This is a genomic window from Achromobacter sp. CSND-B12, assembly GCF_052906545.1.
In genome coordinates this window covers 4,960,558-4,978,229 of sequence record NZ_JBREGJ010000001.1, presented here as the reverse complement: position 1 = coordinate 4,978,229, position 17,672 = coordinate 4,960,558, and the positions used below count along the sequence as shown (strand labels likewise).

Below are 17,672 nucleotides of genomic sequence, written 5' to 3'. Positions count from 1 at the left end.
GGTTTCATCCACCCCGGCAATCACGTAGACAAGAAAAAAGCCGCCTGTGGCACGGCGGCTTTGTCACGCTCGAGCAGGCGGCGCTTGCGGGCCGCCATGTGCCGCCTACTTGCGGGCGCGCCAGTAGCGCACGTACTCGGACACGCCGGTCTGCACGTCGCGCATGGGCGCGCTGAAACCGGCGGCGCGCAAGCGGCTCACGTCGGCCTGGGTGTAGCTTTGGTAGCGGCCTTTCAGGTCGTCGGGGAACGGGATGTAGCGGATCAGGTCCAGTTCCACCAGTTGCGCCAGCGTCAGTTGCGCTTCGCCGCGCTCGGCGCGCAGCGTGTTGACCACGGCCGCCGCGACGTCGTTGAACGGCTGGGCGCGGCCGGTGCCGCAGTTGAAGATGCCCGACTGTTCCGGATGGTCAAGGAAGTGCAGGTTCACCGCCACCACGTCCTCCACCGAAATGAAGTCGCGGCTCTGGCCGCCGTCCACATAGCCGTCCCAACCGGCGAACAGGCGCACATGGCCATGTTCCAGGAACTGGTTCATGTTGTGGAAGGCCACCGAGGCCATGCGGCCCTTGTGCTGTTCGTGCGGGCCGTAGACGTTGAAGTAGCGCAGGCCCACGACCTGCGCGGTCAGGCTGTCCATGCGCTGGCGCAATACCTGGTCGAACAGCAGCTTGGAATAGCCGTAGACGTTGAGCGGGCCCTCGTTGGCGGGGTCTTCCACGTAGACCGACGAGCCGCCATAGACCGCGGCCGACGAGGCATACAGGAACGGGATGCGGCGCGCCTGGCAGAACTCGAACAGTTCCAGCGTGACGCGGTAGTTGTTGTCGAGCATGTAGCGGCCGTTGCGCTCGGTGGTGTCCGAGCAGGCGCCCTGGTGCAGCACCGCGCGGATTTCCGGCAGGCTGCCATCGGCGACGCGGCGGCGGAAGTCGTCCTTGTCGAGGTAGTCGGCGATCTTGCAATCGACCAGATTGACGAACTTGTCGCCTTCGGTCAGGTCATCCACCGCGATGATGTCCACGATGCCGCGGCGATTCAGGCCACGCACCAGGTTGCTGCCAATGAAGCCCGCGGCTCCGGTAACGACGATCATGAGAGTTCTCCTGCCAGTTCGGCGGCGGTGACGACGGACGTGCCGAGCTTGCCCACGGCGATGCCGCCAGCCCGGTTGGCCCAGCCCATGGCATCTTTCCACGGCAGGCCGATGGCGCGCGAGACGGCCAGCGTCGCCAGCACGGTATCGCCCGCGCCGGACACGTCGAACACCTCGTGAGCCTGCGCGTCGATGTGCTCGCGGCCCGTGTCGGTAAACAAAGTCATGCCCTGCTCCGAACGCGTCACGAGCAGGGCTTCCAGATCCAGGTCGGCGCGCAGGCGTTGCGCGCGGTCGGTCAGTTCGGATTCGCTATTCCAGCGGCCCACGGCCTGCTGCATTTCCGAGCGGTTGGGCGTGACCAGCGTGGCACCACGGTAACGGGAGTAATCGTCCCCCTTGGGATCGACCAGCACGGGGATCCCCGCGCTGCGGGCCAGGCCGATCAGCGATTCGACCCGTGCCAGCACCCCCTTGGCATAGTCGGACAGCACCACGATATCGTGATTGGCGAGGTGGCGCGCCAATGCGGCGTCGATGCTGTCGAGCGCCTCCTGCTGCGGATGCTGCTCGAAGTCGACTCGCAGCAGTTGCTGCTGGCGACCCAACACCCGCATCTTGAGCGTGGTATGCAGACTGCGGTCGGTGATCAGGTCGGCCTGGACGCCGGCCTCCGCGGCCAGGCGCCGCACGCTGTCACCCGCCTCGTCTTCGCCCAGCACGCCGACCAGGGTGACGTGGCCGCCCAATGCCGCGACGTTGCGCGCCACGTTGGCCGCGCCGCCAAGGCGATCCTCGCGGCGCGCCACGCGCACCACCGGTACCGGCGCTTCAGGCGAAATACGCTCCACCTCGCCGAACCAGTAGCGGTCCAGCATGACGTCGCCCACCACGAGCACCCGGCTATGCGAAATGGATTCGACGGGAAATTGGCTCATTCAAGTTCTTCCAGACGGCGCGGCGCGTAGGTTTCCCAGGCATTGCAGCCAGGGCACTGCCAATAGAAACGGCGCGCTTGAAAACCGCAGCTCCGGCACGCATAGCGGTCCAGTCGTTGCGTATGTTTGTGGATCAGGCTGCGCAGCAGCGTCAGGTCCGCCCCGGGAACGGGGCCCTGTTCGCTGGCGCCTTCGGGATTGGCCAGCTCGGCTTCCAGCAAGCGGTCCAGCCCGAGCAGCGAAGGATGGTTGCGCAAGGCGCCGCGGGCGAAAGCCCAGGCCGTCGCCGACCCCTGCTGCACGCGCAATTCGCGGAACACGACGTTGAACAGGTCGAGCGACGCATGGCGCGTGTACTGGCGCTGCAGCAGTTCCAGGCCGGCCTCGACCTGTCCGGCGGCCCGATAGTTGGCCAGCAACTGTTCGGCCACCAGGCCGACGTATTCGGGGGCGTCGGTCATGACCGACTCCAGATACAGGCGCTCGCGCTTGGGATCCTGCTCGATCAGGGCCAGGCGGGCGCGCAGCATCGCGGTGCGCACCATGGCGCCCTTGCTCGACATGCCGGCATCGGCGGTCGACAAGGCGTGGTCGGCGGCATCCAGGGCGGCATGCGCGGCGTCGATGTTGGGCGGCTTGGCCGCCAGCGCCGTCGCGGCCTGCTCGCAGTAGTAATGGACGATCTGCGGCACCGGCTCGTCGACCAGGCCATGCAGCGTCTTGACGGCCTCGATGGCGCGCGGCCAGTCGTGCTCGGATTCGTAGATGCGGATCAGCGAACGCAGCGCGGGCAAGGCGTAGCGGGTGTCCTTGAGCTGCTCGAAGCCGCTTTCGGCGCGATCGAGCATGCCGGCCTTGAGGAAGTCCTGCGCCAGTTCGTGCTGCGCGTGTTCGCGCTCGGCGGCCGGCAGGTCGGAACGGTTCAGCAGGCTCTGGTGCACCCGGATGGCGCGTTCCATTTCGCCGCGGCGACGGAACAGGCTGCCCAGCGCGAAGTGCAGTTCGGTGGTCTCGGGATCGAGCTTGGCCACTTCGACGAAAGCATCGATGGCGCGATCGGGCTGCTCATTGAGCAGAAAGTTCAGGCCCCGGAAATAGGAATCGGGCAGGCTGCGGGTTTCCCGCAGCATCTGCCGGATGTCGAAGCGCGCGGCCAGCCAGCCGAGCGCGAACAACACCGGCACGAATATCAACCACCAAGGTTCAAAATCCACTGTGCGGGCTCTTGCGTAGATTCAATGCGGAAATGACGGAGTTCCAACGACGCGGCGCCGTCACAGGGGCGACATGGGAGCGACCGCTTCGGGCGGCACGGCCGGCGTGGTGCCGTTGACGGCGGCCTGCACGCGGTCGAGTTCGCGGCGCAGGCGGATGGCCTCGCGGCGGCGGCGCATGGCGGCGGGCACGGTCAGCAGCAGGCCGAACAGCGCGCCGACCACGAACACCACCAGCATGACGACGATCAGCGGCACATCCTGCACCACGTAATCGGCATAGAACTTCACGGCGACGGGATCGGTGTTCTTCAACGCGAACATCAATACCGCCACGAACACGAGCAATCGCAGGGCCCAGACAAGGTAGCGCATGACGCATGCTCCTAAGAATTCGAGAGGGTCAATTGTAAGCGACCTCCACACCTCGTGTACGGCCTTCAACGGGGTTTCCTCGAAGGGCGCCGGCGTGTCCGGAAGGACGCCCAAAAACAAAGCCCCTTGATTTCTCAAGGGGCGTTGCTCGCGGTCCGATCTGCCCGAAGGCAGCTTACTGGCCGGTGCTGTCAATGCATGGCGTGCAAGCCTGCCATGGACGGCATCGGTTCGCTCGATCCAGAGGATTGAGCGTCCTCGTCGTTGCCGCCGACCAAGTCCACCCGCTCGCGCAATTCCTTGCCCGCCTTGAAGTGCGGCACCTGTTTGCCAGGCACCAGCACTTGTTCGCCGGACTTCGGATTGCGGCCGATGCGGGGAGACCGCTGCGACAGCGAGAAGCTGCCAAAACCGCGGATCTCGATGCGCTGGCCCGAGGCCAGGGCCTGGGTCATCGCATCGAGCACGGTCTTGACCGCGTAATCGGTGTCGCGGGCGGCCAGCTGAGGATAGCGGGCCGCCAAGGCGGCGATCAGCTCCGACTTGGTCACGAATTAACCGTCGTTGCGCTGTTGGTCCAGCTTGGCCTTCAGCAGCGCGCCGAGGTTGGTGGTGCCGGACGAAGCGCTGGCGTCGGACATGCGCTGGATCGTTTCGGCGGTTTCGGCGTTGTCGCGGGCCTTGATCGACAGCTGGATCGAACGCGTCTTGCGGTCGATGTTGACGATCATGGCTTCGATGTTCTCGCCGGCGGTCAGCACGGTGGTGGCATCTTCGACGCGGCCCGAGGAGATCTCGGAAGCGCGCAGGTAGCCTTCGACGTCCACGGACAGCGTCACGACGGCGCCCTTGGCTTCGACCGACTTGATGGTGCCCGGAACCACGGCGCCCTTGTCGAACGTGGCAACGAAGTTGTTGAAGGGGTCGCCTTCCAGCTGCTTGATGCCCAGCGAGATGCGTTCCTTGTCGGTATCGATGCCCAGGACCACGGCTTCGATCTCGTCGCCCTTCTTGAAGTTGCGCACGGCTTCTTCGCCGGTTTCCGTCCACGACAGGTCGGACAGGTGAACCAGGCCATCGATGCCGCCGGGCAGGCCGACGAACACGCCGAAGTCGGTGATCGACTTGATGGCGCCGCGGACCTTGTCACCACGCTTGAAGTTGGTGGCGAACTCTTCCCACGGATTCTGGCGGCACTGCTTCATGCCCAGCGAGATGCGACGACGGTCTTCGTCGATTTCCAGGACCATGACTTCGACTTCTTCGCCCAGGGTCACGACCTTGCGCGGATCGACGTTCTTGTTGGTCCAGTCCATTTCGGAGACGTGCACCAGGCCTTCGATGCCGGCTTCGACTTCAACGAACGCGCCGTAGTCGGTCAGGTTGGTGACCTTGCCGAACAGGCGGGTGCCTTGCGGGTAGCGGCGAGCCAGGCCCACCCACGGATCTTCGCCCAGCTGCTTGACGCCCAGCGAGACGCGGCTCTTTTCCTGGTCGAACTTGAGGACCTTGGCTTCGACTTCCTGACCCACTTGCAGGACTTCGGACGGGTGACGCACACGGCGCCAGGCCATGTCGGTGATGTGCAGCAGGCCGTCGATGCCGCCCAGGTCCACGAACGCGCCGTAGTCGGTGATGTTCTTGACCACGCCCTTGACCACCGCACCTTCGTGCAGGGTTTCGAGCAGCTTCTGGCGCTCTTCGCCCATGCTGGCTTCCAGCACCTGGCGACGCGACAGCACGACGTTGTTGCGCTTGCGGTCGAGCTTGATGACCTTGAATTCGAGGGTCTTGCCTTCGTACGGGGTGGTGTCCTTGACCGGACGCAGATCCACCAGCGAACCCGGCAGGAACGCGCGGATGCCGTTGGTCATGACGGTCAGGCCGCCCTTCACCTTGCCGGTGATGGTGCCGGTGACCAGCTCGCCGTTTTCCAGGGCCTTTTCCAGTTGCAGCCAGGCCGACAGGCGCTTGGCGCGGTCACGCGACAGGATGGTGTCGCCGTAGCCGTTTTCCAGGGAATCGATGGCCACCGAGACGAAATCGCCGGGTTGCACTTCGAGCTCGCCCTGGTCGTTCAGGAACTCTTCCAGGGGGATCAGCGCTTCGGACTTCAGGCCGGCGTTGACGACGACGAAGTTATGGTCGACGCGCACGACTTCGGCGCTGATGACCTCGCCGGACTTCATGTCCTGGCTCTTGAGGCTTTGTGCGAAAAGGTCGGCGAAGCTTTCGCCGCCGGTGGCGGTAGTGGAAACGGAAGACATGGGGTTGAAATCCATTGGGCCGAAATGGCCGTTAAAAACACACCGCAGCGGATTGCCCGCCACAGTGGAGTCAAAATACCTGCCTGCCGGTTTGCCCTTGCGGGGTGTCCCGTGGGGGTGTCGCCTGGCCAGGACAGGGCCGATAAAAAAAAACGACTGGCGAAGGTGCCCGCCCCTCAATGCGTGGGGTTGGCCTGCCAGAAATCCAGTATTGCCTGCACGGTTTCCGCAATCGTCAGATTCGACGAATCCAGCACATGTGCATCCGCTGCGGGAGCAAGCGGCGCCGTGGCGCGCTGCGTGTCGCGGGCATCCCGCTCGCGCATATCCCGCAAAAGGTCGTCTAGATTAGCAGAAATTCCCTTTTCGATCAACTGCTTACGCCGCCTCTCGGCCCGCGCGACCACATCGGCCACCAGGAAGACTTTCAGGGACGCATCAGGAAACACCACCGTGCCCATGTCGCGGCCATCCGCCACCAGCCCGGGAAGCAGGCGAAACGCGCGCTGGCGTTCGAGCAGCGCCTGCCGCACGCCGGGGAACGCCGCCACGCGCGAGGCGAAATTGCCCACTTCCTCGCGACGGATTTCATGGCCGACGTCGGCGCCCTCCAGGTAGACGTGGGGGCCGTCGAAACGCACATCCAGCGTCTCGGCCACGCGCGCCACGGCGGGCTCGTCGGCCGCATCGACGCCGCGGTTGATCGCCGCCAGGGCCGTCAACCGGTACAGCGCGCCGCTGTCCAGCACCGCCCACCCCAGCGCCTTGGCGACGCGGTGGGCCACGGTGCCCTTGCCCGAGGCGGTGGGGCCGTCGATGGTGATGACGGGAGCGGCGGAAGTCACGGTCGGTTCAGTCGAAGTCATGTAAGAAAATGGGCCGCGCGGCCCGTGGTCGCTATGCCGACACCAGGCCGGCATAGACATCAAAGTAACCCGGGAACGTCTTGCTGACGCAACCCGGATCCAGAATCCGCACCGCCGCCGGGCCGAACGCGGCCAGCGAGAAGCACATTGCCATGCGGTGATCGTCCCAGGTGCCGATATGCGCGTCGCGCCAGGCGCCGTCAGCGGGCGGGGTGACCCGCAACCAGTCCGGCCCCGATTCCACTTGCGCGCCCAGCTTTTCCAGCTCGGTCTGCATGGCGTGGATGCGGTCGGTTTCCTTGACGCGCCAGCTGCCGATGTTGCGCAGCCGGCACGGGCCATCGGCGTACAGCGCCAGCGCGGCGGCCGTCATGGCGGCGTCGGGGATCAGGTTGAAATCGGTATCGAAGGCCCTCAGGCGCCCGCCCTCGGCCACGCGCACGCCGGTCACCTCGATCCAGCCGTCACCGTATGCCACCGTGGCGCCCATGGCGGCCAGCGTGTCGGCGAATTTCACATCGCCCTGGATGCTGTCGGCGCCCACGCCCGTCACCCGCAGCGGTCCGCCGCCGATGGCGCCGAGCGCCAGGAAATACGAGGCGGTGGAGGCATCGCCCTCGACCGCGATCTGGCCCGGGCTGCGATAGCGGGCGTCGCCGGCGATGGTGAAACGACCCCAGCCATCGCGTTGCACGGTGACGCCGAAACGCGCCATGAGGTTCAGCGTGATCTCGATGTAAGGCTTGGAGATCAGCTCGCCCAGCACCTCGATCACCACCGGCTGACCACTCTGGCCGGCCAGCAATGGCGCGGCCATCAGCAAGGCGGTCAGGAACTGGCTGGAAACCGAACCCTGCACCTGCGTCACGGCCGGCGTGGCGATTGCGCCGCGGCCGATGTGCAGCGGCGGATAGCCGGGCTGCCCCAGATAGTCGATCCGAGCGCCCAGCGCCTTGAGCGCGTCGACCAGGTCGCCGATGGGACGCTCGTGCATGCGCGGCACGCCGGACAGGCGATAGTCGCCGCCCATCAGCGCCAGCGCCGCCGTCAGCGGCCGGATGGCGGTGCCGGCGTTGCCCATGAAGAGGTCGGCGCTGTCGACCGGGAAGCGGCTCACGCCGCGCACGGTGACACGGCCCTCGGCCAGTTCGGACACCGCCACGCCCAGCTGGCGCAAGGCGGCCAGCATGACGCGGGTGTCATCGGAATCCAGCAGTCCGGTGATGGCGGTCTCGCCGTCGGCGATGGCCGCCAGCAGCAGCACGCGGTTGGAAATGCTCTTGGAACCGGGCAAGGCCATGACGCCCTGCGCGCGCCGCACCCGTGGCAGATCCAGGAAAGGCAAAGCGCCCATGTGGGTTTACTCCTTGCGCCAGTTGCGGCGCGCCTGCGCCGCCGTGTCCAGCAGCGCCAGCAAGGCCGCGCCATCGCCGCCGTCGATCGCGCGCTCGGCCCGATCCAGCACGGCGCGCACGGCCGCCAGCTCCGCCAGCATGGCGTCGCGGTTGGATAGAAAGATATCGCGCCACATCTCGGGCGATCCCGCCGCGATGCGGGTGAAATCGCGAAAGCCGCTGCCCGCCAGCGCCAGCCGCGTGGCGGCGTCCTCGGCGGTGGCGACCTGCTCCATGTACACAGACGACAGCAGGTGCGGCAGGTGGCTGACCGACGCCAGCACCCGGTCATGCGCGCCGGCGTCCATGTCGATCACTTGCGCCCCACAAGCCAGCCACGCATCGCGCACCAGGGCAATGGCGGCAGCAGCGTTCTCGGCCAGCGGCGTCAGGATGACGCAACGGCCCTGGTACAGGCCGGCATCGGCGGCCTCGGGTCCGCTGCGCTCGGCGCCGGCGATGGGATGGCCCGGCACGAACTGGCCGATGCGCGCGCCCAGCGCCAGGCGGGCGGCATCGACCACCTCGGCCTTGGTGCTGCCGCCATCGGTCAGCAGCGTGGCATCGCGCAGATGCGGCAGCATGCGCGCCAGCATGTCCTGCAGGCCGCCCACGGGCGTGGCCAGGAACACCAGGTCGGCGCGGGCAGCGGCGTCTTCGGCGCTGACGGCTTCGTCGATCAGGCCCAGTTCCACCGCGCGCGCCAGCGACGCGGCATTGCGGCCCACGCCCAGCACCCGTCCCACCTGCCCCGCCCGGCGCACCGCCGCGGCAAAGGAACCGCCGATCAGACCCACGCCGACGACGGCCAGCACAGGAATCAGGGGGCCAGCGGCCCCCTGATTCGGCTTGGAGGAAGCGCCGTTCATTCGGACAGGATGGCGGTCAGCGCGTCGATGAAGCGGGCGTTTTCCTGCGGCAGGCCGATGGACACGCGCAGCCACTCGGGCAGGCCGTCGCCGGCCACCGGACGCACGATCACGCCGCGCTTGAGCAGCGCCAGGTTGATGCGCGGCGCGTCGCCCACGTGCACCAGCACGAAGTTGCCGTAGCTGGGCACGTAGCGCAGCTTGAGGCGGTCGAAGGCTTCGCACAGTTGCGCCTTGCCGGCCTTGTTGGACGTGTACGCCTGTTCCAGGTAGGCGGCATCGCCCAGCGCGGCCACGGCGGCGGCCTGCGCCAGCGTGTTGACGTTGAACGGCTGGCGCACGCGGTTGAGCAGGTCGGTCAGGGCCGGTTGGGCCACCGCGAAGCCCACGCGCAGGCCCGCCAGGCCGTAGGCCTTGGAGAAGGTGCGCGAGACGATCAGGTTGGGATAGCGGCGCACCAGCGCGGTGCTGTCGAACCGGAATTGCGGTTCCAGGTATTCGTTGTAGGCCTCGTCCAACACCACCGTGACACGGTCGCCGTGGGCGGCATGGACGCGCTCCAGGAACGCGGCCACCTGATCGCCCGGCACAAAGGTGCCGGTGGGGTTGTTGGGGTTGGCGATGAACAAGAGGCGCGTGTCGTCGGCGATGGCGTCGAACATGGCGTCCAGGTCATGGCCGTAGTCCTTGGCCGGCACCACGATGTGGCGCGCGCCCCGGGCCTGCGTGGCCAGGCGGTAGACCGCGAACGAATGCTGCGCGTAGACCGCCGACGTACCCGGCTCCAGCAATGCCAGCGCGGCGATTTCCAGGATGTCGTTGGAGCCGTTGCCCAGCGTGATCCAGTTCATCGGCACGTCGTAGCGCGCGGCCAGCGCGGCCTTCAGATCGAAGCCGTTGGGGTCCGGATAGCGCGCCAGCGACTCGGCGGCGGCCAGCATGGCGGCGCGCGCCGACTGCGGCATGCCCAGCGGGTTCTCGTTGGACGCCAGCTTGACGATCCCGGCCGGATCCAGCCCGAACTCGCGGGCCAGTTCCTCGATGGGCTTGCCGGCCTGGTAGGGAGCGATGGCGCTGACGTGCGCGGGAGCGGCGAGAGGCTTGGAGGTGTTGGTCATGGAAGGGCTCACGGCGCCGGGTAGGAACCCAGCACTTTCAGGTAGGCGACCTGCGCCCGCAGGGTATCCAGGGCGAGCGCGACATTCGGATCGTTGCGATGTCCCAGGACATCGACGTAGAAATAGTATTCCCACTCGCCGGTGCGGGCCGGGCGGGATTCGAAGCGCGTCATCGACACGCCGTTGGCGGCCAGCGGCGCCAGCATCTCGTAGACGGCGCCGGCGCGGTTGGGGACAGCCAGGATCAGGCTGGTCTTGTCCTTGCCGCTGACCAGCGGCTCGATGTTGCCGATGGCCAGGAAGCGCGTACGGTTGTGCGGATCGTCCTGGATGCCGGCGCTGACGACCTGCAGGTTCCAGGCCGGCGCGGCCACTTCACCGGCGATGGCGGCGATGGTCGGATCCGACGCGGCCACGCGCGCGGCTTCGGAATTGCTGGCGGCGGCCACCCGTTCCAGGTCGGGATAGTTGCGCGTCAGCCAGCCCTGGCACTGGGCCAGCGCCTGCGGATGCGCGGAAATCGTCTTGATGCCGTCCATCTTGCCCGACTGCGACATCAGGCAATGGCGGATCACCAGCGAACGCTCGCCCAGGATGCGCAGGGGCGTGTTCAGCAGCAGGTCCAGGCTGCGGTTGACCGCGCCTTCGGTGGAGTTCTCGACCGGCACCATGCCGACGTCGGCCTGCCCCGCCTCGACGGCGCGGAAGACCTCGTCGAACGACACACACGGCAGCTTCTGCACCGCATGGCCGAAATGCTCCAGCGCGGCCTGCTCGGAAAACGAGCCCTGCGGCCCCAGGTAGGCGACGGTCATGCCGCGCTCCAGGCCACGGCAGGCCGAGATGATCTCGGTCCAGACCGAGGCCACGCCGGCCGCCGGAAACGGGCCGGGATTGAGTTGTTGCAGCCGGCGGATGACCTCGGCTTCGCGCTCGGGGCGCAACACCGGACCGTCGGCATGGGCGGCATGCTTGGCCTCGCCCACTTCCTGCGCGGCGCGGGCGCGCTGCGAAAGAAGATCCAGGATTTGCGCATCGATGGCGTCGATGCGGTCGCGCAGGGGGCGCAGCTTGCGCTGCAGGTCATCATCCATAGCGGCGCTCGAATTCCTTCAGGTACTCGACCAGCGCGGCCACGGCGGCCAGCGGCACCGCGTTGTAGATCGAGGCGCGCATGCCGCCCACGCTCTTGTGGCCCTTGAGCTGCGTCAGGCCGGCGGCGTCGGCGCCCTGCAGGAAGGCGTCGTTGAGCGATTCGTCGCGCAGCACGAACGGCACGTTCATGCGCGAACGCACGGGGGCGTGGATCGGATTGCGGTAGAAGCTGGTGCTATCGAGGTAGCCGTAGAGCAGTTCGGCCTTGGCCTTGTTGGCCGCTTCCATGCCGGCCACGCCGCCATTGGCCTTGACCCACTTGAACACCAGGCCGGCGATGTAGATCGCGAAGGTCGGCGGGGTGTTGTAGCGCGAATGCTCGGCGGCCACGTTGGCGTAGTCGAACGCCGACGGGCAGATCGGCAGCGCGTGGCCGATCAGGTCGCGGCGGCAGATGGCCATGGTGACGCCGGCCGGGCCAGCGTTCTTCTGGGCGCCCGCGTACATCATGCCGCAGCGGCTCACGTCCATCGGACGCGACAGGAAATGCGAGGAAGCGTCGACCACCAGCGGCACGTCGGGCGCGCCGAGCGCGGCCGTGTCGGGCCAATCCAGGAATTCGACGCCGCCGATGGTTTCGTTGCTGCACAGGTGCAGGTACGCCGATTCCTTGCGCACCTTCCAGGTGTCGACCGGCGGCACCCAGGTGTACGGCGCCTGTTCACGGCCGTCCAGCTGCGTCGCCTGGCCGCTGGTGGCCGCGACCTGCGCGTCACCGTAGCGGCCGGCTTCCTTGTGGGAACGCGACGACCAGTGGCCGGTCACGACGAAGTCGGCCGCCGGCGTGCCGCGCCGTCCCATGAGATTCATGGGAACGATGGCGTTCTCCCCGGAACCTCCGCCCTGCATGAACATCACCGCGTAGTCCGGGGACAAGCCGAGCAGATCGCGCAGGTCGCTTTCCGCTTCGTCGCAGATCTGCACAAAGTGCTTGCCGCGATGACTCATTTCCATCACGGACATGCCACTGCCGTGCCAGTCCAGCATTTCCGCAGCGGCTTGCTGCAGTACAACCTCGGGCAAGGCCGAGGGGCCTGCCGAGAAGTTCCAGGGGCGGGCCATTATTGCTCCGTAGGTTCCGTCGAATCCGTTGCACCGGCGTCGCCGTTGCCCTCTTCCTGACCCTCTTCCTGGCCGTCGTCCAGGTCTTCGCTGTCATCGTCGGCATCGCTTTCGACGACCCGGCGCACGCCGGACAGCGAACTGCCGTCATCGACGTTGATGAGGGTGACGCCCTGCGTGGCGCGGCCCATTTCGCGGATTTCCGCGACGCGGGTACGCACCAGCACGCCGCCGGTGGTGATCAGCATGATTTCATCCGAAGGCATCACCAGCACGGCGCCGACCACCTTGCCGTTGCGCGAGCTGGTCTGGATGGCGATCATGCCCTTGGTGCCACGGCCGTGGCGCGTGTATTCGGTGATCGGGGTGCGCTTGCCGTAGCCGTTTTCGGTGGCCGTCAGCACGCTCTGCGTTTCATCCCCGGCCACCAGCAGCGCGATCACGTTCTGCGTGTCCTCGAGCATCATGCCGCGCACGCCGCGCGCATTGCGGCCCATCGGACGCACGTCGTTCTCGTCGAAGCGCACGGCCTTGCCGGCGTCCGAGAACAGCATGACGTCGTGCTTGCCGTCGGTGAGGTCGGCGCCGATCAGGTAGTCGCCGTCATCCAGGTCGACCGCGATGATGCCGGCCTTGCGCGGGTTGGAGAAATCGGACAGCGGGGTCTTCTTGACCGTGCCGCGCGAGGTCGCCATGAAGACATAGTGGTCTTCGCTGAATTCCTTGACCGGCAGCACCACCGTGATCTTCTCGCCTTCGGCCAGCGGGAACATGTTGACGATGGGCTTGCCGCGCGAGTTGCGCGTGCCTTGCGGCACTTCCCAGACCTTGAGCCAGTAGACCCGGCCGCGATTCGAGAAGCACAGCAGGAAGTCATGGGTGTTGGCGATGAACAGCTGGTCGATCCAGTCGTTTTCCTTCATCGCCGTGGCCTGCTTGCCGCGGCCGCCGCGCTTCTGCGAACGGTACTCGGACAGCGGCTGGCTCTTGATGTAGCCGCCGTGCGACAGCGTCACGACCATGTCGGTGGGCGTGATCAGGTCTTCGGTGTCGAGTTCGGTCGCGTTCAGCTCGATTTCCGAGCGGCGCGTGTCCTTGGCGCCGGTCGAGAACTCGGCCTTGATCGCCTGCAGTTCCTCGCCAATGATGGTGGTGATGCGCTCGGGACGGGCCAGGATGTCCAGCAGGTCGGCGATGGCGGACATGACGTCCTTGTATTCGCCGACGATCTTGTCCTGCTCCAGGCCGGTCAGGCGCTGCAGGCGCATGTTCAGGATTTCCTGGGCCTGGGTGTCGCTCAGGCGGTACAGGCCGTCGCCCTGCAGGCCGAACTCGGCGCCCAGGTCGTCCGGACGGAAGGCCGCGCGGCCGCCCGGCGTGTCGCCGTCGGCGCGCGACAGCATTTCGCGCACCAGCGAGGAATCCCACGACTTGGCCATCAGTTCCTGGCGCGCGACGGGAGGCGTCGGCGCGGCCTTGATGATGGCGATGAAGTCGTCGATGTTGGCCAACGCCACGGCCAGGCCTTCCAGCACGTGGCCGCGTTCGCGGGCCTTGCGCAGCTGGAACACGGTGCGGCGCGTCACCACTTCGCGGCGATGCTGCAGGAAGTAGTCGATCATCTGCTTCAGGTTGAGCAGGCGGGGCTGGCCGTCGACCAGCGCCACCAGGTTCATCCCGAAGGTGTCCTGCAGCTGCGTGTTCTTGTAGAGGTTGTTCAGCACCACCTCGGGCACTTCGCCGCGCTTGAGCTCGATCACCAGGCGCATGCCGTCCTTGTCGGACTCGTCGCGGATGTCGGAGATGCCTTCGATCTTCTTGTCGTTGACCAGCTCGGCGATGCGTTCCTGCAGCGTCTTCTTGTTGACCTGGTAGGGAATCGCGTCGACCACGATGGCCTGGCGGTTGCCCTTTTCCATGTCTTCGAAGTGGGTCTTGGCGCGCATGATGACGCGACCGCGACCGGTGCGATAGCCTTCGCGCACGCCCGACATGCCGTAGATGACGCCGCCCGTGGGGAAGTCCGGCGCCGGGATGATCTCCATGAGTTCATCGACCGAGCACGCCGGATTGCGCAGGCAGTACAGGCAACCGTCGACCACTTCCTGGAGGTTGTGGGGCGGGATGTTGGTGGCCATGCCGACGGCGATGCCCGAACTGCCGTTGACCAGCAGGTTCGGCAGGCGCGAGGGCAGCAGCAGCGGTTCCTGCTCGCTGCCGTCGTAGTTGGGACCGAAGTCGACCGTTTCCTGGTCGATGTCCGCGAGCAGCTCGTGGGCGATCTTGGCCAGGCGGATTTCGGTGTAGCGCATCGCCGCGGCGTTGTCGCCGTCGATGGAGCCGAAGTTGCCCTGGCCGTCGACCAGCATGTAGCGCATGGAGAAATCCTGCGCCATGCGGACGATGGTGTCGTAGACGGACTGGTCGCCGTGGGGATGGTACTTACCGATGACGTCCCCGACGATACGCGCCGACTTCTTGTAGGCGCGGTTCCAGTCGTTGTTGAGCTCGTGCATCGCGTAGAGCACGCGCCGGTGGACGGGCTTGAGCCCGTCCCGCACATCCGGTAGCGCCCGCCCGACGATCACGCTCATCGCGTAATCGAGGTAACTGCGGCGCATCTCTTCTTCCAGCGATACCGGAAGCGTCTCCTTGGCAAAGGAATCCATATATATAACGACAGAATCGTGTAAGGAGGAACCCGGGCCGGGTAAACAGGAAATTCTATCATTCGATTGGGATCGCGGCCCCAAGGGCCCCGAGCGGCCATCGGCGCGGCCCCGCAACCGGATGTCGGCGGCAAGCGGCACCGACGCGTTCGCCAAGGTCCCGCGAGCCTGTTGTCAAAAACCAACATGGCAAACGGATGGAGCGCGGAAAACGTCATATCCAGCACCAATGCGGCTGTCCAGGGAAGCCAAAGCCCCCCAAATGCCTTAAGATTGTTTCCAGCACGCAGGAAACCCAGTAGCTATTCCTTTGAACCAGCTCTTGGCGTTGCTATACTGGCCCCGTTTTCCTGATATGCGGCGGGGGTTCGCTGCGAGTCACTTATCCAGCTTCAAGCTCAACGAGGAGAAACATGAACAAACCCTCCAAATTCGCTCTGGCGCTCGCCTTCGCCGCCGTCACGGCCTCGGGTGTAGCCTCGGCCCAGACCTATCCCCAGACGGTGGACAACTGGCGCAATCCGTTCGGTAACGTTTGGAAGAACGGTACGAACGAACTGTGCTGGCGCGATGCGTTCTGGACCCCGGCCACCGGCATCCCCGGCTGCGACGGCGTTCCGGTTGCTCAACAAAAGGCGAAGCCGGCCCCGATGGCGGCCAAGGTCGTGTTCAACGCTGACACGTTCTTCGACTTCGACAAGTCGACGCTGAAGCCCGAAGGCCGTCAGCTGCTGGACCAAGTCGCCCAGCAAGCTCGCGGTATCGAGCTGGAAACGATCATCGCCGTTGGCCACACCGACTCGATCGGTACGGACGCCTACAACCAGAAGCTGTCCGAGCGTCGTGCCGCTTCGGTCAAGGCCTACCTGGTCAGCAAGGGCATCGATCCGAACCGTATCTACACGGAAGGCAAGGGTGAAAAGAACCCGATCGCTTCCAACAAGACGAAGGAAGGCCGCGCCCAGAACCGTCGCGTTGAAATCGAAATCGTGGGTAGCCGCAAGTAATTGCCGGACTAGCTACAATAAAGGGCCTCGCATAGCGAGGCCCTTTTTTTCGCCTGGCTTGCACCAATGCGGTGCAATCACCCCGGCGCCCACCGGCGCCGCCGTCCCGCTCTATATATAGAGTGCCGCCTTACGCTGGACCGCCCATGAGCACCCACACCTCCGATACCGCCCAAGCCACCGTCAACGCCGACCAGGCCGAACTGGACAAGTTCGGCGCGCTGGCCAGCCGCTGGTGGGACCCTGAAAGCGAGTTCAAGCCCCTGCATGCCATCAATCCGCTGCGCCTGGAATGGATCCAGGAAAGTGTGGGCAGCCTGGCCGGCAAGAAGGTACTGGACGTCGGCTGCGGCGGCGGCATCCTGTCGGAGGCCATGGCGCGCAGCGGCGCGCAGGTCACCGGCATCGACCTGGCCGACAAGTCGCTCAAGATCGCCAAGTTGCACGGGCTGGAATCGGGCGTGAAAGTCGAGTACCGCAAGGTGCCGGTGGAACAGCTGGCGGCCGAGCAGCCCGGCCAGTACGACGTGGTCACCTGCATGGAGATGCTGGAACACGTGCCGGATCCCGCCTCCATCGTGCGCGCCTGCGCGGCGCTGACCAAGCCGGGCGGCTGGGTGTTCTTCTCGACCCTGAACCGCAACCCCAAGTCGTTCCTGTTCGCCATCATCGGCGCCGAATACGTGCTGCGCCTGCTGCCGCGCGGCACCCACACCTACGACATGTTCATCAAGCCGAGCGAACTGGCCGCCGCCGCCCGCGGCGCCGGCCTGGAACCGGTGGGCATGCGCGGCATGGAATACAACCCGATCACGCAAATCTATTCGCTGACGTCCGACACCTCGGTCAACTACCTGATGGCTACCCGCAAATGAGCGCCTTGATCCTGTTTGACTTCGACGGCACGCTGGCCGACACCGCCCCTGACCTGGCCGCCGCCGCCAACCAGCAGCGTACCCGCCGCGGCCTGGAGCCGCTGCCCTACGAAACGCTGCGTCCGGTCGCCTCGCAGGGCGCGCGCGGCCTGCTGCGCGTGGCGCTCGGCCTGAAGCCGGGCGACGACGAGTACGAACCGACCCGCCTGCAGTTCCTGGAAGACTACGCCGCCAGTTCCACCGTCCACAGCAAGCTGTTCCCCGGCATCGAGGCGCTGCTGGCCGACATCCGCCAGCGCGGCCTGTCGTGGGGCATCGTGACCAACAAGGTCACCTACCTGACGCTGCCGATCGTCGAGCACCTGAACCTGACCCGCGACAGCGCCGTGCTCGTCTGCGGCGACACCACCGCCCACGCCAAGCCGCACCCGCTGCCCCTGCAGCACGCCGCGCGCGAGGCCGGCTTCGCCATCGACCGCTGCGTCTACGTCGGCGACGACCTGCGTGACATCCAGGCCGCGCACGCGGCCGGCATGCCGGCGGTGGCGGCAGCTTACGGCTACGTCGGCGAAGACGACAACATCATCAGCTGGGAAGCGGAAACCTGCGCCAACACGCCGGCCGAGCTGTGGTCCGCGATCGAGCCGCTGCTGCCGCGCGATCTGCGTTGATGTACCGGCATCCGCGCCGATCCCCCGCGACCCGCATCGCCGCCCGTCACGGCGACGCGCGGTCCGGATGACAAGGGTTCGGTCGGATTAGTTGACC

16 protein-coding genes are annotated in these 17,672 nt (G+C 66.3%); 3 read left to right on the top strand and 13 right to left on the bottom strand.

The features are described 5' to 3' along the window. Positions 1–105: 105 nt before the first annotated feature. From rfaD to gyrA, 13 genes are all read right to left on the bottom strand, one after another. Complete coding sequence (gene rfaD / locus ACUTAG_RS23395) at positions 106–1,095, bottom strand: ADP-glyceromanno-heptose 6-epimerase (protein WP_006388267.1); 990 nt, start codon at positions 1,093–1,095, stop codon at positions 106–108. Next, positions 1,092–2,033: a D-glycero-beta-D-manno-heptose-7-phosphate kinase gene (rfaE1, locus tag ACUTAG_RS23390; RefSeq protein ID WP_006388266.1), complete on the bottom strand. Its 942-nt coding sequence runs from the start codon at positions 2,031–2,033 to the stop codon at positions 1,092–1,094. Before rfaE1 ends, rfaD begins: the two co-directional genes overlap by 4 nt. Further along, positions 2,030–3,247, bottom strand: coding sequence for a lipopolysaccharide assembly protein LapB (lapB, locus tag ACUTAG_RS23385; RefSeq protein WP_006388265.1), 1,218 nt, complete (start codon positions 3,245–3,247; stop codon positions 2,030–2,032). Before lapB ends, rfaE1 begins: the two co-directional genes overlap by 4 nt. A 60-nt stretch (positions 3,248–3,307) precedes the next feature. Then, positions 3,308–3,622 carry a lipopolysaccharide assembly protein LapA domain-containing protein gene (locus ACUTAG_RS23380; protein WP_006388264.1) on the bottom strand — a complete coding sequence of 105 codons (315 nt, stop codon included), beginning with the start codon at positions 3,620–3,622 and terminating at the stop codon, positions 3,308–3,310. A 191-nt stretch (positions 3,623–3,813) separates the two neighbouring features. Further along, positions 3,814–4,173 carry an integration host factor subunit beta gene (locus ACUTAG_RS23375; protein WP_006388263.1) on the bottom strand — a complete coding sequence of 120 codons (360 nt, stop codon included), beginning with the start codon at positions 4,171–4,173 and terminating at the stop codon, positions 3,814–3,816. A 3-nt stretch (positions 4,174–4,176) separates the two neighbouring features. Next, complete coding sequence (gene rpsA / locus ACUTAG_RS23370) at positions 4,177–5,889, bottom strand: 30S ribosomal protein S1 (RefSeq protein ID WP_026382780.1); 1,713 nt, start codon at positions 5,887–5,889, stop codon at positions 4,177–4,179. 176 nt (positions 5,890–6,065) lie between these two features. Then, positions 6,066–6,755, bottom strand: a complete 690-nt coding sequence (cmk, locus tag ACUTAG_RS23365; protein WP_026382779.1) for a (d)CMP kinase — start codon at positions 6,753–6,755, stop codon at positions 6,066–6,068. Between the two features lie 31 nt (positions 6,756–6,786). Further along, complete coding sequence (gene aroA / locus ACUTAG_RS23360) at positions 6,787–8,109, bottom strand: 3-phosphoshikimate 1-carboxyvinyltransferase (RefSeq protein ID WP_446650364.1); 1,323 nt, start codon at positions 8,107–8,109, stop codon at positions 6,787–6,789. 6 nt (positions 8,110–8,115) lie between these two features. After that, positions 8,116–9,018 carry a prephenate dehydrogenase gene (locus tag ACUTAG_RS23355; protein WP_446650363.1) on the bottom strand — a complete coding sequence of 301 codons (903 nt, stop codon included), beginning with the start codon at positions 9,016–9,018 and terminating at the stop codon, positions 8,116–8,118. Beyond that, positions 9,015–10,136, bottom strand: coding sequence for a histidinol-phosphate transaminase (gene hisC, locus ACUTAG_RS23350; RefSeq protein WP_026382777.1), 1,122 nt, complete (start codon positions 10,134–10,136; stop codon positions 9,015–9,017). The genes ACUTAG_RS23355 and hisC overlap by 4 nt, the downstream gene beginning before the upstream one ends. Before the next feature lie 8 nt (positions 10,137–10,144). Beyond that, complete coding sequence (pheA, locus tag ACUTAG_RS23345) at positions 10,145–11,230, bottom strand: prephenate dehydratase (protein WP_020924595.1); 1,086 nt, start codon at positions 11,228–11,230, stop codon at positions 10,145–10,147. Next, the gene (gene serC / locus ACUTAG_RS23340) at positions 11,223–12,353 is read right to left on the bottom strand and encodes a 3-phosphoserine/phosphohydroxythreonine transaminase (protein WP_047992257.1); all 1,131 of its coding nucleotides are present in this window, start codon (positions 12,351–12,353) and stop codon (positions 11,223–11,225) included. The genes pheA and serC overlap by 8 nt, the downstream gene beginning before the upstream one ends. Continuing rightward, positions 12,353–15,022, bottom strand: a complete 2,670-nt coding sequence (gyrA, locus tag ACUTAG_RS23335) for a DNA gyrase subunit A (protein ID WP_020924597.1) — start codon at positions 15,020–15,022, stop codon at positions 12,353–12,355. Before gyrA ends, serC begins: the two co-directional genes overlap by 1 nt. Positions 15,023–15,435: 413 nt before the next feature. Here gyrA and ompA point away from each other — a divergent pair, with 413 nt between their 5' ends. From ompA to ACUTAG_RS23320, 3 genes are all read left to right on the top strand, one after another. Further along, positions 15,436–16,029 carry an outer membrane protein OmpA gene (gene ompA, locus ACUTAG_RS23330; protein WP_006388255.1) on the top strand — a complete coding sequence of 198 codons (594 nt, stop codon included), beginning with the start codon at positions 15,436–15,438 and terminating at the stop codon, positions 16,027–16,029. A 146-nt stretch (positions 16,030–16,175) separates the two neighbouring features. Further along, entirely contained in the window at positions 16,176–16,904 is a 729-nt protein-coding gene (ubiG, locus tag ACUTAG_RS23325; RefSeq protein ID WP_006388254.1) for a bifunctional 2-polyprenyl-6-hydroxyphenol methylase/3-demethylubiquinol 3-O-methyltransferase UbiG, read from the top strand. After that, positions 16,901–17,575, top strand: a complete 675-nt coding sequence (locus ACUTAG_RS23320) for an HAD-IA family hydrolase (RefSeq protein ID WP_058664002.1) — start codon at positions 16,901–16,903, stop codon at positions 17,573–17,575. Before ubiG ends, ACUTAG_RS23320 begins: the two co-directional genes overlap by 4 nt. Positions 17,576–17,672: the final 97 nt, after the last annotated feature.

What these genes read in the sequence shown, in the direction of transcription:
- rfaD (WP_006388267.1), bottom strand. Translation starts at nt 1,095, where the DNA reads ATGATCGTCGTTACCGGAGCCGCGGGCTTCATTGGCAGCAACCTGGTG.
- rfaE1 (WP_006388266.1), bottom strand. Translation starts at nt 2,033, where the DNA reads ATGAGCCAATTTCCCGTCGAATCCATTTCGCATAGCCGGGTGCTCGTG.
- ACUTAG_RS23380 (WP_006388264.1), bottom strand. Translation starts at nt 3,622, where the DNA reads ATGCGCTACCTTGTCTGGGCCCTGCGATTGCTCGTGTTCGTGGCGGTA.
- rpsA (WP_026382780.1), bottom strand. Translation starts at nt 5,889, where the DNA reads ATGTCTTCCGTTTCCACTACCGCCACCGGCGGCGAAAGCTTCGCCGAC.
- cmk (WP_026382779.1), bottom strand. Translation starts at nt 6,755, where the DNA reads ATGACTTCGACTGAACCGACCGTGACTTCCGCCGCTCCCGTCATCACC.
- aroA (WP_446650364.1), bottom strand. Translation starts at nt 8,109, where the DNA reads ATGGGCGCTTTGCCTTTCCTGGATCTGCCACGGGTGCGGCGCGCGCAG.
- ACUTAG_RS23355 (WP_446650363.1), bottom strand. Translation starts at nt 9,018, where the DNA reads ATGAACGGCGCTTCCTCCAAGCCGAATCAGGGGGCCGCTGGCCCCCTG.
- hisC (WP_026382777.1), bottom strand. Translation starts at nt 10,136, where the DNA reads ATGACCAACACCTCCAAGCCTCTCGCCGCTCCCGCGCACGTCAGCGCC.
- pheA (WP_020924595.1), bottom strand. Translation starts at nt 11,230, where the DNA reads ATGGATGATGACCTGCAGCGCAAGCTGCGCCCCCTGCGCGACCGCATC.
- serC (WP_047992257.1), bottom strand. Translation starts at nt 12,353, where the DNA reads ATGGCCCGCCCCTGGAACTTCTCGGCAGGCCCCTCGGCCTTGCCCGAG.
- gyrA (WP_020924597.1), bottom strand. Translation starts at nt 15,022, where the DNA reads ATGGATTCCTTTGCCAAGGAGACGCTTCCGGTATCGCTGGAAGAAGAG.
- ompA (WP_006388255.1), top strand. Translation starts at nt 15,436, where the DNA reads ATGAACAAACCCTCCAAATTCGCTCTGGCGCTCGCCTTCGCCGCCGTC.
- ubiG (WP_006388254.1), top strand. Translation starts at nt 16,176, where the DNA reads ATGAGCACCCACACCTCCGATACCGCCCAAGCCACCGTCAACGCCGAC.
- ACUTAG_RS23320 (WP_058664002.1), top strand. Translation starts at nt 16,901, where the DNA reads ATGAGCGCCTTGATCCTGTTTGACTTCGACGGCACGCTGGCCGACACC.